We start from the raw sequence: 15,414 nt of genomic DNA on the forward strand, positions 1-15,414 counted from the left end.
AAAAATCCACCTTTATTCTTCAATTAGTAATTCAGCTTCCAACGGAAAATGATCGGAAGGAAAACGTCCGTCACAAGAATCCGTTAAACAACTAGTTTTTTGTGTAAAAAATCCTTTAGTATAGAGATAATCAATTTCTTCTAATTGATCCCAAGCCATCGTATAATCAAAATTCTGATATGAGCCTTTGGGTCCGTAATGACCTTCTTGAGAATGTTCTTTTACATTCACAAATAATTTTTCGAGATACGGATGAATCCGTTCATTTGGTTCAGCATTCAAATCGCCCATCAGAATCGTTGGATGAGAAGTAATTTTTTCTGCTAAACGATCAATGATTACTTTCATGCCTTCATAACGGGCTGTTTCTGAAACATTATCCAAATGAGTGTTGATAATCAAGAACGTTTGTCCTTGCTGATTTTTTAAAATTGCCCATAGACAAAGGCGAGAATACTCTGCTTCTGGATGAATACTAGGTTCCTCTGGTGTCAATGATAGCCAAAAAGAACCTGATTCTATTAGTGAAAAAATCGTTGGCTTGAAATAAATTCCAATCCCTTCACCCTGGCCATCTCCATCACGTTCAACTGTCAGTGATGTATATTTTGTTAATGTAGTCAAATCAGCTACCTGTGTAGGACGGATTTCTTGAACACCAAATAGGTCCCAATCATGATAGTTAATCAAAGCCAAAACTTTATCTGCGCGATACTTCCACTGCCAATCCTGGTCGTAATCTGTATCAACACGCAAATTATAGGTGGCGATTTTCATCTTTTCTAACTCCCTTGTAACAATTTTTGAATCATTCCCATTTCTCTGCGGATTTGCTTTCCTTCGCCTCCACCATGACCTTTATTTAAATAAATCATCAATTGCTTAGCTCCAGAAATCTGCTTATAACTTACAAGAAAATCTTCCATCGGGCAGACAGTATCTTTGCTTCCTACAGAAGTAAAAATAGGTCCTGTAACTTCCTGTGCAATATTTTTAAGATCAAAATAAGCCATCGCTTTAAGAACTTCTACTTTTTTCTCAGGAAATTGTTCAATATATTCCTGAATTACATGATAACTACCGGTTTTCATTTTGATTCGATGGGGAATATTTGAATGACTGGGAACATCTGCAAATGTCGCAAAAATTGGATAGTCAGTCAACGCATTGACTAATAAAGCAATTCCTCCACCTTGCGAACCACCTCTGAGAATAACTCGTTGTTGATCGATCTCTGGCAATCTATTGACAACTTCCACTGCTCGCAAACTATCAGAAAGCAGACGTTTCATATAAAAATCTTCTTTTTTTAAGATCCCTCTGCCAAACGGTGCTTTATGATCAGTTGTTTCATAAGGATGAGAATCTTTCGTTCGACCGCCTTGATCCCGATTGTCGATCACTAAACAACCACAACCGACCGCCGTCCAATGAGCAAAATGAAACGGTTCTTGAATCGCATTCATATAACCGAGATAGTCGATCACGATAGGGAGATTGCACTTCCCTTTTGGTAATAATAAATAGCCAAAAATAGTTTCATTATATAAACTTTGAAATTGAATCGTATAAACGTCCACTTCATTCATTGGATAATTTATTTTTTTTCTTGAGAATTCAAGTGGAATCTGATTGATTTCTTTTTTTACCTTTTGCCAATAAGTAATCATATTCATCATTGCTTCACTCATTATTTTCTTGGTCCTTTGCTAATACTTTGTTAAAAAATATGACTTGCAATAAGACAAAACCTGAAACACCTAGACACAGAAACAAGAAAATATTGACCTTATTCAGTACAACAAAAACTAAAAGTGGAATAGTCAATAGAATAATTGCATTCGCTGTATTGCTTAATAATGCGTACATTGTTTCATGTGCTGTTTCTTTGATTGAAGCAGAAAATAAGCAAAATAATACAATAAAAACAGTTAGAAATAACGCAGCCAAACTTGTTAAAATCACAACTAGGATACTAAAGTAAGACGTGACTGACATTAATCCAAAAATGAATAAACCGATACCTGCACTATAGCCAATAATAAGACCTTCTAAAAGTAAACCACGTTTGATATTGGCAATAAAAGTCTGAGAATAGCTCCGCCAAATAGGGATATCTTTTTCTTTATATAGTTGATCGATTGTTTGGTAAAGAGCAATCAAAGCAGGACCACTCATAATAATCGTTAATGCAGGCACTAAAAACAAGAAACTCAAAATAATTAGATCTGCCATAAATGAAAAGACACGATAGTACCAACCTTCATAAGAAAATAGTTTATTCATAATAATTTTAAAAGAGGAAAGATCATTGTTACATTCTCTTTCCTCTTCCCTTCCTTTCTATAGATGATTACTCAAGTTTTTTACGGTTTTCAGCCATTTTTTCAGTTTTAACATCTTTTACGTCATCCCATTTGTTTGAGTCTAAGAATTTTTCAAAATCAGAAAGTGTTGAGTCGAATGCTTTTTCATCTTTTGAACGAATCAAGGAAATGATTGTTCCATCACGTTTTGTCTTAATCGCTGTATTTGAACGAGCTTCTGCTGTACCAGCATCTGGATCTGTATTTTCAATAACAAAATGAGGATATAATTTCCCTTCACCCCACTCTTGTGGTTGAGTTAATGATGTTTCAGTTTTAACTTTTAATTCATTGACGCGGTCATTATTAAAGTAATTGAAGCGACTAATACCATACTTTTTGTTGTACGCATCGTTGTCATTTTTTTCCATTTCCTTAACAGACTCGAGGTAATCGATTTTCCCATCCTTATTATATTCATACGTAACGCCTTCAATACCAAATTTAGTTAAAATTTGTCCTTCTTCATCGATCAAGTAAGTGAATAATTGTGTCACTTTAGCTGGATCAGTAGCATTTTTACTGACATAATTAATCAACCAACCTGAAATCCCTGTTGCATTCATTGTTGCTTCACGTCCAGATGTACTTGCAGGTCCATCAATAGCGATATAGCGTGAGCCAGTGTTTTTAGTAAATTCAGTAAAATTACCACCTTGACCACTTGTACCAGAAACTAAAATCGTTGCATATTGTCCTTGTTTTACTTTTTCATCATAAGTTGGACCATCATCTGTAAAGCTATCGTCACTCATATTGCCATCACGATACACTTGATTGAACGTTTTTAACCAAGAAATATATTCATCATCTAACGTACGATCGTAAAATTTGCCATCTTTATCTTCTAATGGAACACCTAGGAAATCTTGTAATTTATCAGAGAAAGGACCAGAAGGAGCTCCTTCACTAACTGTTGTAAAGCCCATTGGTGTCAAATCAGGATATTTTTCTTTGATTTGCTTCATAACTTTAACAAAATTTTCTTGTGTAGAAACATCTGGTTTACCAAGTGCTTCATAAACGTCTTCACGAATAACAAAGTTATCATTTACTGGGACATTTCCACTTTCGTAATCTGCTTCTGTATTTGAATAATTAGGATAACCATATGTTTTGCCATCTTCAAGTTCAAACCATTTAAATGTTCCTTCAGTTACTACATCTAATAAATAAGGATCATAATCTTTTGCTAAATCATTCAGTGAATAAGCCCAAGTATCCGCTTTGACAGCCGCTTGACTTGTTTTGTCAGTTAGAGTGACGATGTCTGGCATATCACCACTAGAAATCAATGCGTTTAATTTTGAATCATCTCCTGAAATAAACTCAACATCGATATTTAAATCTTTTTTGATTTTAGCTGTTGTTTCGTCTTTACCAAAAGGTAAGGTCGTCCATGGAGAATTGATATACCACTTAATCTTAGTTGTTTCTTTCTTAGTATCAAGCTTCCATGCTGGTGTTTTTGCATCTAATTCATAACGATCTTTGATTGAAAAATCTGATTTTGCCGAATCTTTCGAACCACCACATGCTGCCAAACTAAAAATTGCTGTTGCTGCCAATAAACCGCCTACTAATTTTTTCATGATATCCCTCTTTCTATTCTTTTACTGCACCGGCCATCATACCGCCGATAAAGTGTTTTTGTAATAATGGATAAATAATTAAAATCGGTACTGTCGTAATAACAATCGTCGCTAGTTGAACACCTCGTGTTGTGGCTTGTACCACATAATCGGTACTACCACTTTCTGTCATTGAACTTAGATTAGACTGAACAATGATTTCATATATTTTCATTTGCAATGGATAGAGAGATTGTTTTGTGATATATAATTTTGTTGTCATGAAATCATTCCATTGACCAACTCCGTTAAACAAAATGATTGTTGCTAAAGCTGGTTTTGTTAGTGGTAAGAAAATTTTAGAAAAAATTTGTAACTCACTTGCTCCGTCGATTTTTGCTGATTCCTCTAATGAAGGAGGTACCTCACGGAAGAAATTCATTAGAATAACGACATCATAATAACTGAATAGTGCTGGAATAATATATACCCAGAATGAGTCTAACAAACCTAATGATTTGATCAGTAAGTAAGTAGGGATCATCCCACCACTGAAATACATAGTAATAACGCCTAGTGTTGTATAAATATTTCGACCAATCAGACGAGACTTACTTAAGCCATATGCCACAACGGCACAGAACAATGTATGAGTCAATGCACCAATAACTGTTTTTAAAACTGAAATCATAAACGCTCTTGGAATACTTTCATCTGAAAGAACTTTACGATAGTTTTCTAAAGTGAACCCCTTTGGCCACAAGACCAAGCCATTTTCAGCTAGCCCAGAACCTGACGAAACCGATGAAACTAAAATATTCCAAATTGGAATAATAATCAATAATGAAAATAGAATCAAAATAAGTGTATTAAAAAAATAAAACCATCTATTTTCTTGCGTTTTCCTTTTTATCACTTAAATCTCCTCCTATAAGATAACCGAATTCCCATTATTCATTTTTCTAGTTACACGATCTGTTATAACCAGTAGAATGACTGAAATGACCGCAACTCCTAGACCAACTGCTGTAGCATAAGAGAAATCTCCTTGCGTAATCCCCATCTTGTATACAAATGAATTGATAACTTCTGATTTATTTTGATTCTGAGAATTCATCAATACTAATGTTTGATCCAAATTTGAACCTAAAATACCACTAACATTCAAGATTAAATTCAACGAAATAATCGGAGTCAATAATGGTATTGTAATTGAACGAATTTGTGTCAATTTACTTGCTCCATCCATTCTTGCAGCTTCGTAAAAAGTCGGATCGATTCGTGACATCCCTGCTAAGTAAAGGATCGTTCCCCAACCGACTTCTTTCCAAAGATCCGAAAGTACTGCAATCCACCAATATTGATTCGCTTCAAGCAAATGATTGGTTCCTTTTTCCATTAAACCAACCGACATTAATAATTGATTAAAAAAACCGTTGGTTGACAACCAAGAAATCAACATCCCACCTAAAACGATCCAAGACAGAAAATGAGGAATATAAGAAACTGTTTGGATAAATTTCTTCAATTTACCATCATTCATCTCAAAAATCATAATAGCTAAAATGATAGGGATAGAAAAACCTAAAAATAATTTCATCAAACTAATAGCTAAGGTGTTACGTACCGCTTCCCAAAAGAAACTATCTTGCCATATAATGCGAAAATTTTCTAATCCAACCCATGGAGCTGTTGAAATCGTATCAACAACTGTATAATTTTTAAAAGCAATAATAATGCCATAAATGGGAATATAATTAAAAACAATCATAAATGCGACACCTGGCAAAACCATCCAATGAAGCTGCCTTTGCTCATAAATTTCTTTTAGCTTTTTCATATACAAAATCCCTCTCTATCAGGTGTTTTAACCATTGTTTAGTTATCTCCTTTCAAAAACCGATTCAGTGAAACGTTTCTACAAAAACGATTATACATGCGAGTAAAGCAAAAAGCAAGCGTTTTCTTTAAATTATTTCACCATTTATCCCAAAAAAAGGCAAGAATAAAGTAAACCATTAATAAAAACGTTTCTATTAAATTGCACTGATTTAAAAAAAATTCCTTATAAATCAAGTGAAAAACGGACTTTCAGGAAACAGAAAAAATCAATCACTTAATTTATATCTAATTAGTCGAATAAAAAAATACCTACTAAGCATCATTTGACCTCAGTAGGTATTGTAATACTTTAAGAAAGAATAAATGTTTCAATATCCGCAACTACCAATTCCTTATTCTCTCCTAAAAAAAGTTGGTGTCTACCGCCTTCGTAAAGCTTCAAAGTTACTTGAGCATTACTATGCTTCGCTAAGTAATAGGCGCTTTTATAATAAGTCGTCTCATCTGTTCTATTCTGTAAAACAAGAATCTTTTTCTTATTTTTCCACTGAATTTTTTTCTTTAATTTTTTTTTAGTTCGATACAGTAAAGAGAGAAATTCCAAGCAAGCATTGATTGACGTTTCTGTTGCTGAATCAAAATAGTACTCCAGAAGTTCCTTTTTTTTGTAAACAACACTAGCCACTACATCCTTGGTTATAACGCTCAAATTATACAAATAGATTGGCGTATTGCATAAAATCAGTTGATCCACTGATTGACGATCAGCCACTTGAATTGTTAACAAACCACCCATCGAAAAGCCAATACAAGTAATCGCTTCATATTCTTGCTCTAGTTCAGCTAATTTTCTTTCAACATCAGCAATCCAATGTTGGTAAGTTGCTTTTGAAAAACTTTTTTTATCCCCATCATGTCCAGTCAAACGAATCCAGAAAGAAGCTACATTCTCGGCTTCCAAGTGCTTATGCAAATATAGGATTTCCTCCTCATTCCCACCGAATCCGTGAATAATCAATACCGCTCTTTTTTTCATTTGAACCTACTTTCTTCCCTTAATACTGTTATTTATAGAATAAGTTTACTCTTTATTTAAAGCGTTTGCTTTTAAATACAAGTAAATTTAATAAAAAATTAGATGATAGCTAAGGAGGTTGGGTCAAAAGGTGTTTAACTCCAAGAATTAGGTAGACTCAATACCCTATCGAATCGCAACAAGCGACAAATAACAGAACAATCATGAAAAATAAAAATAAGCTGAAATTCGCTAAAAATTAGAAATAATTTCCAGAGAATTTCAGCCTATTTACTGATTTTTTTACTTAATTTCAACAACTGATTCGACAGCAATTGGCGGAATTTCTTTTTCTTCTACATACAAAGTTCCTGGTAATTCCGGAGCAATAGATCCATCAAATTTGATTGTAATATGTCCTAACGTACTCAAATTCTGATTCACTACATTTCCGACAGCTGTAATTTTAAAAGGCTTTTGGTCAATCAACAAGGTCATTCCTTTAGCAATTTCTTTTTCTAAATCGTTGACCTCAATATTATAACAATATTCTACCAATCCATCTGGTGCGGCTTCTCCAAATAGAATAATCATTTTTTCATCTGCAAAAAGAGCGGCTTCTGCTCCGATTCCTTTAACTTTTGTTTTAAAAATACACATTTTCATTCCTCCTATTATTTTTAACTATATAAACCAAAACTAGCAATCCAAGCAACAACCACACGTGGCAAACCATTTAAAAACCTTGAATAAAGAACTGATGGTACGCCTACTTCTACCGTTTCAACATCAGCTTCCATTAAACCCAAACTAACAGGAATAAAATCACAACCATTTTGAGTATTGATTGCAAATAAGGCTGGTAACGCATACTGTGGCGGAATGTTTCCTTTTCCAATTTCAACCCCAATTAATGTACCAATAATTTGACTGATTACAGCTCCTGGTCCTAATAATGGCGATAAAAATGGTAAGGAACAAATAAATCCGATTATCATCAAACCGATAATATTTCCAGCTAGTGGGGCCATTGCTTTTGCAAACATATCACCGATTCCAGAGCCTTGAATAATCCCGATTAATAAGGAAACAAAAGCCATGAATGGAATCACGGTATTAATCATGGTTTGAACGCTTTCTCTTGCGGCTTGATTAAAAATCGCTACTACTTTCCCAGCACCCATACCTATTTTTGCAATAATACTACCTTTTTCAGCTCGCTGTTCAGTTATTTTTTTATCGATTTCATAAGTCGTTTGCTTCGGTTCTTCGGACTTTTGCGCTTGCACAGTTGGTTCTTCTTGTGTTCCTGTTTCATATAATTGAATCTGATCATTGGTTACCGCAGAAACATAAATATCTTCTGAAATATATTTGGCAAGAGGGCCGCTTTTCCCTGTCGCCACAATATTAATCGTTGGAATTCCCTTTTTAGGATAAATTCCACAACGTAAAGTCCCACCACAGTCAACGATTGCTAACGCTACTTCTTCATCAGGAATCGTGGTTTTGAACGCATTAACAGACTCCATACCTGTCAATTCTTCGATTCGATCCACAATCGTTGGTCTTTCTCCACCACCTGTAATATAGATAAATTTATTTTTTTCTGCAGTCGGTGTGATTAATAGAGGTCCACCAAAACCGCCAGCCCCTTTATGCACAATAATACTTTGATATTTAGTCATTTTCTTTCCTCCTATCCTTTTTCCACTAACTATTCTTTAATATCGATTGTTTTACTTAACGTCACACCTTGTTGTTTACTTACATAGGTTGTGGTAAAATCGGTGACCCAGCCACCAACTGCATTCATAACAAGTCCAACAAGTAGGTAGCGAATCGCCAATTCGGTTTGATTGAGTCCTAACTCTTGAATTCCTTGAGCAATTCCCATCCAAACAAATAACTCACCTGGATTGATATGAGGAAAAATCCCGTTACTGGTGTGATTAAATTGCATGATTGACGCAGAAAAACTTGGCTTGTAAAACTCTGGTAAAAAACGGCCCATCGTATGACTCATAGGATTTCCTAACATAAACGCTGAGAGAAACGGCATAATCATATATCTGGAAATCGGATTTTTAGTTGAGGCTTGAGCAATGTGGGTAATTTTTTCCTCACCAATAATTGCGATTAATGCATTCATTGCTACTAATAACATCAAAACTAAAGGAACAATCCCTGTCATCCAACTGATAAATGTTTCTGCTCCCGTTGAAAACAACTTCATAAAACCATCAGCTAATTCAACAATAATATTCATAAAATTTACTCCTCACTTTTTCTATTTTCTATTCAGATTTCAAAAGTTTACTTTTCATTTTTTGAGCGTAATAAGTCGTTTCCATTTTTAGCATTGTAAACGGTGATAATGAACTTTCTTCGGTATAGTCTTGGTTCATGACTTTGATGTAAATTTCTTTGGCATTTAGCATTGATGCACTAACTAGCTTGTTTTCTTTTGTCACTAATGGGTGTTTTTGGGTCAAATCAGTAATATTTGTACCAACATATTGTTTTTTTGCCTTAAATTTTGCGGCAACGGTCACCCCTTGCATCGTCAATGCATCAAGGATTGTTCCTTGTTCATCTAGCGCAAACATAGAAATAGTTCCTGCTCGAATTTTCCCAGGTCTTTTGCCGATAGCCACTTTTCCTTGTCTTCGAAGTCTGCTATATGATTCATTAAAATGACGAATTTGTTTTAAACTAAAGACGATTTGTAAAATATAAGCACCAACAATAACAAGTGCAATGATAATATATGGATGCATTAGATAATTCCTCCTGTTTTAAGCATTTTGATCAATTCTTGGGTACTATCGACAGCTAGTAACTGTTGTTTAAGTGATTCATTTTCCATTATTTTAAAAATAAAATCATATAAAACTAATAGCTCCGTTTCCATTTCCCCTGAGACTGTTTCTGGAATAGCCAATAAAATAATCGCTTGAATTTTTTCTTGCTGAAAACTAATTTCTTTTTTAGAAGTTGCGATAAATAGAACAATTTGATCATTTTTTTGATTGATTGTATGTGGAAAAGCAATTTTATTATGATAAAAATTTGCTTTTTTTCGATCTAACTTTTCAATTCTAGTCCTAAATTCTTGATCAACTAAAGCTTGTTGCTCTAAAATACCTATCATTTCTGCTAGATTCGTTTCATAATTTTCAGCTTCATTCAGTTTTTTTAGGTAAATTGGTTGCTGAGATAAACTCACAGCATTTGTTGTATATAAATTCAGCCAGTCATTGTTTAAAACCAATCCATTAAAAAGATTAGCGATTCTGATAACTACCGTACTTGTGACTTGCTGGTCCAAGGGAATTGTCGAAAAAACAAGGGAATAGACATCAAAGTTTGTTTTTAATGCTTGTTCTTCCGAATACTGAACAATCTCGGTTTCTTTACCAATAACATCTCGAACTTGTTGCTTGATTAACGCAATCACACCTGCACTAACATTGGCAACAATCGCCACAGTTTGCTTATTCACTTGATATTTTTTCTGCAAAAATAATTCGAAATAAATGGCTAAGTAACTAATTTCTGTTTTAGAAGGTTCTCGATGAATGATTTTTCCCAATTGTCCCATTGCAACACTTGCGATTTTATAGGCAAATGGATAGCTCATAGAAAATTCGTTTAGAAAAATATCCGTCGGTTTACTGTAAAATAACAAACGATTCATCAACATCATTAAATGAAATTTCAACTCATTGAAGAGTAAATCTTTATCAATTTCAATAAAATATTCGTTTTGAACAGCCTCCATCATTTCATAAAAAACTGTTTGCAATTGGATTTGATCTACTTCTTTCAGACTGATTTGTTTAAAATTATTGATGTATAAAGGATACTGAATAAATTCTTTTTCACTATTACTCAAGGTTCGTTCAAATAATAATTCGATTTCAAAAAACAATTCCTCTACCTGTTTTCTATCTATAGCCTCATTAGGATAAAATAAAAACTTAGTTGCAATGGTTTGTTTTTGATCCATGCGCTTGAGAGAAACCAATAAGCTCTTTTTTAATAACGCTGCATTGATTTGGTCAACTCCCAAAGATTCACAAAAGGAAAATAATACCTCGTCTACATTTTGACTTTGAGCAAAAAAATCTGGAAAAAAATCAAAGACATGATTGATAAGCAACAAACGAATATTGACTTCATTTCCTGTGATTTGTAGCCCTTTATTAGTTACACCATGAAGCGCCATTTCATATTCTTGCAAAATGAATTTCAATTCCTTAATATCTTTTTTCATCGTACTACTGCTGACACCGGTCTCCTCAGCCAAATCATCAATAATCACATATTCATGCGCTAATAACTTGTTGATAACAAAAGCAATTCGTTTGGACGATGAATTAAAGTCACTTTCTCTTTTTAGCGTTCCAGCCATCACCAACGTAAATTGCTGCGAATCAATAATCTGTAATTGAAATTCGTCATTTAATTGTTTGATTTCAGCAATATTAGTTAGTTGATCATTGATCATTTCTACACTACTTTTAATTTTATGTTTACTAAAACCTGTTTTTTGGCAAAGTTCACTTAACGATACCGTTTGCGAAAGTAATAATGTATTTAAGATTTGATACCAACGATTAACTAACACCTCTTCCCCCCTCTACCTTGTTTTATCCTCTTGTTTTTCCTCCAGCAACATTTGTTGTCACACCCGTAATATAGCTCGCTCGATTAGACAAATAGAAACAAACTAAATCAGCGACTTCAGACAATTTACCGCTTCTTCCTAATGGTGTCGCACTTGAGTTGACATAACCGGCTCTTAATTTTTCTACTGTGATTCCCCGCGTGTACGATAAGGCAGTTTCATATTCAAGCGTTCTTAATCCCGTTTCCTCCATAATTCCAGGTGCGATACCGACAACACGTACATTGTATTTTCCTAATTCCTTAGCCCAAGAACGAGTAAATCCGTTGACTGCTGCTTTTGTTGCGGCATAACAACTTTGTCCTTCGGAACCTTCTAGACCACATTCAGACGACATGTTGATGATTACGCCTGCTTTTTTTTCAACTAATATCCGCCCCACTGTTTGAGCAACCAAAAACAGCCCTTTCTCATTAATCGCTACCATTCTATCGAATGTTTCATCAGATAATTCATATTTGCCATGAGGCTCTTTCGGATCAATCAATAACCGTGGAATATTGATTCCTGCATTATTGACGACCCCATCGATTGTCCCGAATTTATCACAACCTGACTTGATTGCCTGTTCTACTTGATCCCGTTTCGTTACGTCCGTTTTTACAAAAAATAATTGTTCATGATTTATTTCATCTTCATGAATGTCCAAATTGATGACGTTTACATTTTGTGCTAATAATTCAGAAACAATTACTTTTCCAATCCCCGAAGAGCCGCCCGTTACCACTACTGTTTTTCCAGATATCTCTAACCAACTTGTCACATTTATCATTCCCTTCTCTTATTTACAAGCTAAGTATAAAAGAAAGATGAAAACGAATTAAGACACTCTTTTTCAGATAAACAGAAAAATAAGTGTCTTAATTATTGTCGCTAATTTAATTGATAAAAAATATAATTGCTTTTTGAGTTTATCTTTGTTGCACTACTTAAACATTAATACGTAACCCAAACTTCGTTTACGCCACCGCCTTTATTCAAACCATCGGTTAAAGCTAAACGAGAAGAATAGGATAAATAGCCATATAAAACCTGACTTCCGCCACCGTTGTCCCATTGAATCGTGATAGCAACATTGGCATTAATCATTTTAGTGCTTGGCATACGGAACGGATATTGAGTATCTGTATTATAACTTAACATGCTGCCTGAACTATTTTCGATTGTTGCGTGACCAAAATATTGCGTCCCATCGTAATTACTTTGAGTAATGCCTCCATTGGCCGCAATCGTCAAGCGACTTTGTTTCTGCCCGTCCTGGGAATAATAAAAAGTATAGGTATTCGCCCACTTCGCCAAATCTCCAACAAAAGTGGTGGACGCAGATGCTGTTTGTGTTTGAGTGGCATTAGAAGTAGTAGCTTCTTTTTGTTTTTGAAGTCCTTCGTTATTTGAATTAGTTAATTTTTCAGCAGCTTCTTTGATTGTCGCATATTCTGATTTTCCTAGAGCGCTAACTGGAATAGCCGCTAATTTTAATTCAGATTCTTTATATTTTCCTTCTATATTCAACTCTTTTGCTTCTTTAATGATTGCATCATAGTTTTCAACTTCTTCTTTAGTCGCTACAGTTTCTTTTGAATCCTTGGCATTTGTAGTAGCTTGAGCTTGAGTTTGGCTTTGCTCTTCTTTTGTCGACTTAGTTGAGACCTTCGTACTTGATTGAACACTTTTTGAAGCTGACTCCTGATTATTGCTAGGTTTAAAAGCGATAAAAATGAAAATTGCTAAAATAATTCCTATAGCAACCACAATCAGCCCAATCCACAAAGGTTGTCTCTTTTTCACGTCTTTTGTTCGGGTTTCATTTACAGCAGAATTTCCCTGTTGCTCCCCTAAATTTTCTTTTGCAGCAAGCGGCTTCCCGCATTGATCACAAAAATTAGAATCATCACTATTTTGTGTTTGACAATTAGTACATTTTTTCATCATTAACAACCTTCCTTCTTCTTTCTTATTCTCCTTAAGTAATTTGTTTTTTTCTAAAGAATACATAAGTAATTTCTATTATACTACTTTATTCGTTACTAGAAAGTAGTTACTAGACAATAAATGAAACAAAATGAGACTCATTTAACTAAAAACCATAAATTAATAATCAAATTTTGCAAAAAAAAAGCCAAAATCACTAAACTACGAGTAATTTATGGCTTGTTTTAACTTGTTATTATCAAAATAATTTTATTCAATCATGAGTGTTAGCTAATTAAACGTTACGACAGAATTCTTTTTTTTCTATTAGAAAGTTATTTTTTATTATCTAAACTCTGATTTAGACACGTTTCAATATCATCCAGCTCATTTTCACGATAATTATTATAGGTTCCCGCTCTATTTGCTAGATATTTTATTTCATGTAATGCTCTTTTATCGACGAGCCATTTCTTTAATGCTAAAGTTTCTTCTGGTTCTTTTATTTCTAACATCTCAATTTCAATCTCTGAATCCCTTAGTACACTTGACATTTTGCTAAGGATTAACATTTCTTTTCCTTCTGTATTTGTCATTTTTTTATCCCTTCTTTCTTACTACAATAAATTATGATGTCATGATATATCGATTGTTCTCTAGCTAATTCTCTGTAGCTTCAGATATGAGCTAGAAATGATGACTAGTCTTAATTTACATGACAATATATTGCATGTATTTTTCAAAATCATTTAATTCATCATCCTCAAAATAATCATACTTACCAATTCTAACCATTACTTTTTTTATTTCAGTAATGGCTTTTTTTTCAGCAACCCATTTTTTTATTGCCCAACTTGAAGGCTCCTCCATAGCTAAATCAATATTTTTTTCTGTTACATCTAACCATTTTAAAATTTGGCCAACTTGTTTCAAGGCTTGATTCGTTTCAACCCCTATTCTCTTCATAAAATCACCTTCTTTATATCCGTTCCATTGCTTCACTATTACTAGCAAATCATAAAGATTGATTAAGCAATAATGAGAACTCTTTTGTTCCTTCTTTTTTAGCAGGTTGGCAAAGCATTACAACTAATATAATCCAGCCAATTACTGGTAATAACCCAATCAAAATCCAAGCAGCAGAACGATTCGTATCATGTAAACGACGGGCAGTTAGTGTAATTTGAGCAATAAATAGTGCAAGACCAAGTAGACTAACAACAGGGTTCATATTGATAATTTCAAGATAAGAAATTCCTGTTAGGGTTAGGCCAGTACTGTAAAACAAAATATTATAAAGAATACTGTAAACGATTGTTGGAATCCAATATTGCTTTCTTGTTGCTGTATAATTCCATCTAAACATATCTTTCCAAAATTCTACTAATGTTGTCATAATATCCATCTACTTTCTAAAATTATTTTTTTAATATTACTTTTCTATTTCTATCTATGCGAATGATTTCTCCGAGCTTTGCCGCGAGCATTACTTTTTTGCACTATTGAAGCTGCTGCAACACTGGAAAGAACACCTTTCCCCAACGCTTTATCCGTTACTGTTTTGGCTGCACTGTATTTTACTGCTGATTTTAATAAACTCATTGTTAATTCCACCTTTTCTTCTTTATTATTCATTCATTGAATCAATATAGCTATCTAAATAAGTAGTTTTTGTATAATCGTACGTTTCTCTATAATTCATTTCCCACCGTAGTTCTTCACTTTCAAAAATCAAAGACAATTCGTTAAGAAAAGGGTCGATTGGTTCATTTTCATAGTCCAAATTCATGTCTTTCACCTCCTTGTTTGTTATTTCTCTTATGTCACTATCATAACGAATTTAAATGTTAAATTTAGCTGAATTTTGTCTTCTTTTACGACACTTTCCATACACTTTTAAATCCGAACAAACCGTATGTAGCACAGGGAATGAAATAAGTTGATGTTGCACCGTATTTACTCGGTTCTCGAACCTAAAAGTTTTGCCCCAACTGCCATAAAATTTGTCCTAACCTA

At 33.9% G+C, this 15,414-nt stretch carries 19 protein-coding genes; all 19 read right to left on the minus strand.

The window, feature by feature from the left end; all coding sequences use genetic code 11:
* Window positions 1-12 precede the first annotated feature (12 nt).
* The 19 genes from ACYSNW_RS11910 to ACYSNW_RS12000 all read right to left on the minus strand — a co-directional run bounded on the left by ACYSNW_RS11910 (window position 13) and on the right by ACYSNW_RS12000 (window position 15,187).
* Window positions 13-777, minus strand: coding sequence for an endonuclease/exonuclease/phosphatase family protein (locus ACYSNW_RS11910; RefSeq protein ID WP_461744738.1), 765 nt, complete (start codon window positions 775-777; stop codon window positions 13-15).
* Window positions 778-782: 5 nt separating this feature from the next.
* Window positions 783-1,679: an acetylxylan esterase gene (locus tag ACYSNW_RS11915; RefSeq protein WP_461744892.1), complete on the minus strand. Its 897-nt coding sequence runs from the start codon at window positions 1,677-1,679 to the stop codon at window positions 783-785.
* 4 nt (window positions 1,680-1,683) lie between these two features.
* A complete protein-coding gene (locus ACYSNW_RS11920; protein WP_461744739.1) occupies window positions 1,684-2,286 on the minus strand; it encodes a DUF624 domain-containing protein in 603 nt (200 codons plus the stop codon).
* 67 nt (window positions 2,287-2,353) lie between these two features.
* The gene (locus ACYSNW_RS11925) at window positions 2,354-3,958 is read right to left on the minus strand and encodes a type 2 periplasmic-binding domain-containing protein (protein ID WP_461744740.1); all 1,605 of its coding nucleotides are present in this window, start codon (window positions 3,956-3,958) and stop codon (window positions 2,354-2,356) included.
* Between the two features lie 13 nt (window positions 3,959-3,971).
* Window positions 3,972-4,853: a carbohydrate ABC transporter permease gene (locus ACYSNW_RS11930; RefSeq protein ID WP_461744742.1), complete on the minus strand. Its 882-nt coding sequence runs from the start codon at window positions 4,851-4,853 to the stop codon at window positions 3,972-3,974.
* A gap of 12 nt (window positions 4,854-4,865) precedes the next feature.
* Window positions 4,866-5,777 (minus strand): ABC transporter permease, encoded by a 912-nt coding sequence (locus ACYSNW_RS11935; RefSeq protein WP_461744744.1) that lies wholly within the window; start codon window positions 5,775-5,777, stop codon window positions 4,866-4,868.
* Between the two features lie 351 nt (window positions 5,778-6,128).
* Entirely contained in the window at window positions 6,129-6,815 is a 687-nt protein-coding gene (locus ACYSNW_RS11940; RefSeq protein ID WP_461744745.1) for an alpha/beta hydrolase, read from the minus strand.
* Between the two features lie 282 nt (window positions 6,816-7,097).
* Window positions 7,098-7,454, minus strand: a complete 357-nt coding sequence (locus tag ACYSNW_RS11945; RefSeq protein ID WP_461744746.1) for a PTS glucitol/sorbitol transporter subunit IIA — start codon at window positions 7,452-7,454, stop codon at window positions 7,098-7,100.
* Window positions 7,455-7,474: 20 nt separating this feature from the next.
* Entirely contained in the window at window positions 7,475-8,482 is a 1,008-nt protein-coding gene (gene srlE, locus ACYSNW_RS11950) for a PTS glucitol/sorbitol transporter subunit IIB (RefSeq protein WP_461744747.1), read from the minus strand.
* A 29-nt stretch (window positions 8,483-8,511) separates the two neighbouring features.
* Window positions 8,512-9,063, minus strand: coding sequence for a PTS glucitol/sorbitol transporter subunit IIC (gene srlA, locus ACYSNW_RS11955; protein WP_461744749.1), 552 nt, complete (start codon window positions 9,061-9,063; stop codon window positions 8,512-8,514).
* 28 nt (window positions 9,064-9,091) lie between these two features.
* The gene (locus ACYSNW_RS11960) at window positions 9,092-9,574 is read right to left on the minus strand and encodes a transcriptional regulator GutM (RefSeq protein WP_461744751.1); all 483 of its coding nucleotides are present in this window, start codon (window positions 9,572-9,574) and stop codon (window positions 9,092-9,094) included.
* Window positions 9,574-11,427: a BglG family transcription antiterminator gene (locus tag ACYSNW_RS11965; RefSeq protein WP_461744753.1), complete on the minus strand. Its 1,854-nt coding sequence runs from the start codon at window positions 11,425-11,427 to the stop codon at window positions 9,574-9,576. The genes ACYSNW_RS11960 and ACYSNW_RS11965 overlap by 1 nt, the downstream gene beginning before the upstream one ends.
* Before the next feature lie 22 nt (window positions 11,428-11,449).
* Window positions 11,450-12,250, minus strand: a complete 801-nt coding sequence (locus tag ACYSNW_RS11970; RefSeq protein ID WP_461744894.1) for an SDR family oxidoreductase — start codon at window positions 12,248-12,250, stop codon at window positions 11,450-11,452.
* 173 nt (window positions 12,251-12,423) lie between these two features.
* Window positions 12,424-13,419 (minus strand): zinc-ribbon domain-containing protein, encoded by a 996-nt coding sequence (locus ACYSNW_RS11975; RefSeq protein ID WP_461744755.1) that lies wholly within the window; start codon window positions 13,417-13,419, stop codon window positions 12,424-12,426.
* A 314-nt stretch (window positions 13,420-13,733) separates the two neighbouring features.
* Window positions 13,734-13,994 (minus strand): hypothetical protein, encoded by a 261-nt coding sequence (locus ACYSNW_RS11980; RefSeq protein ID WP_461744757.1) that lies wholly within the window; start codon window positions 13,992-13,994, stop codon window positions 13,734-13,736.
* A 115-nt stretch (window positions 13,995-14,109) separates the two neighbouring features.
* Entirely contained in the window at window positions 14,110-14,364 is a 255-nt protein-coding gene (locus ACYSNW_RS11985; protein ID WP_461744759.1) for a hypothetical protein, read from the minus strand.
* Between the two features lie 49 nt (window positions 14,365-14,413).
* Window positions 14,414-14,794, minus strand: a complete 381-nt coding sequence (locus ACYSNW_RS11990; RefSeq protein WP_461744761.1) for a DUF805 domain-containing protein — start codon at window positions 14,792-14,794, stop codon at window positions 14,414-14,416.
* Between the two features lie 50 nt (window positions 14,795-14,844).
* A complete protein-coding gene (locus tag ACYSNW_RS11995) occupies window positions 14,845-15,012 on the minus strand; it encodes a hypothetical protein (protein ID WP_461744763.1) in 168 nt (55 codons plus the stop codon).
* Between the two features lie 13 nt (window positions 15,013-15,025).
* A complete protein-coding gene (locus ACYSNW_RS12000) occupies window positions 15,026-15,187 on the minus strand; it encodes a hypothetical protein (RefSeq protein WP_461744765.1) in 162 nt (53 codons plus the stop codon).
* Window positions 15,188-15,414: the final 227 nt, after the last annotated feature.

The organism is Enterococcus sp. LJL99 (assembly GCF_054871725.1).

Excerpts from the sequence above, each read along its gene's own strand:
- ACYSNW_RS11915 (WP_461744892.1), bottom strand. The coding sequence starts at position 1,679 with ATGATGAATATGATTACTTATTGGCAAAAGGTAAAAAAAGAAATCAAT.
- ACYSNW_RS11920 (WP_461744739.1), bottom strand. The coding sequence starts at position 2,286 with ATGAATAAACTATTTTCTTATGAAGGTTGGTACTATCGTGTCTTTTCA.
- ACYSNW_RS12000 (WP_461744765.1), bottom strand. The coding sequence starts at position 15,187 with ATGAATTTGGACTATGAAAATGAACCAATCGACCCTTTTCTTAACGAA.
- ACYSNW_RS11925 (WP_461744740.1), bottom strand. The coding sequence starts at position 3,958 with ATGAAAAAATTAGTAGGCGGTTTATTGGCAGCAACAGCAATTTTTAGT.
- ACYSNW_RS11945 (WP_461744746.1), bottom strand. The coding sequence starts at position 7,454 with ATGTGTATTTTTAAAACAAAAGTTAAAGGAATCGGAGCAGAAGCCGCT.
- ACYSNW_RS11910 (WP_461744738.1), bottom strand. The coding sequence starts at position 777 with ATGAAAATCGCCACCTATAATTTGCGTGTTGATACAGATTACGACCAG.
- ACYSNW_RS11980 (WP_461744757.1), bottom strand. The coding sequence starts at position 13,994 with ATGACAAATACAGAAGGAAAAGAAATGTTAATCCTTAGCAAAATGTCA.
- ACYSNW_RS11935 (WP_461744744.1), bottom strand. The coding sequence starts at position 5,777 with ATGAAAAAGCTAAAAGAAATTTATGAGCAAAGGCAGCTTCATTGGATG.
- ACYSNW_RS11975 (WP_461744755.1), bottom strand. The coding sequence starts at position 13,419 with ATGATGAAAAAATGTACTAATTGTCAAACACAAAATAGTGATGATTCT.
- srlE (WP_461744747.1), bottom strand. The coding sequence starts at position 8,482 with ATGACTAAATATCAAAGTATTATTGTGCATAAAGGGGCTGGCGGTTTT.
- ACYSNW_RS11960 (WP_461744751.1), bottom strand. The coding sequence starts at position 9,574 with ATGCATCCATATATTATCATTGCACTTGTTATTGTTGGTGCTTATATT.
- ACYSNW_RS11985 (WP_461744759.1), bottom strand. The coding sequence starts at position 14,364 with ATGAAGAGAATAGGGGTTGAAACGAATCAAGCCTTGAAACAAGTTGGC.
- srlA (WP_461744749.1), bottom strand. The coding sequence starts at position 9,063 with ATGAATATTATTGTTGAATTAGCTGATGGTTTTATGAAGTTGTTTTCA.
- ACYSNW_RS11990 (WP_461744761.1), bottom strand. The coding sequence starts at position 14,794 with ATGACAACATTAGTAGAATTTTGGAAAGATATGTTTAGATGGAATTAT.
- ACYSNW_RS11940 (WP_461744745.1), bottom strand. The coding sequence starts at position 6,815 with ATGAAAAAAAGAGCGGTATTGATTATTCACGGATTCGGTGGGAATGAG.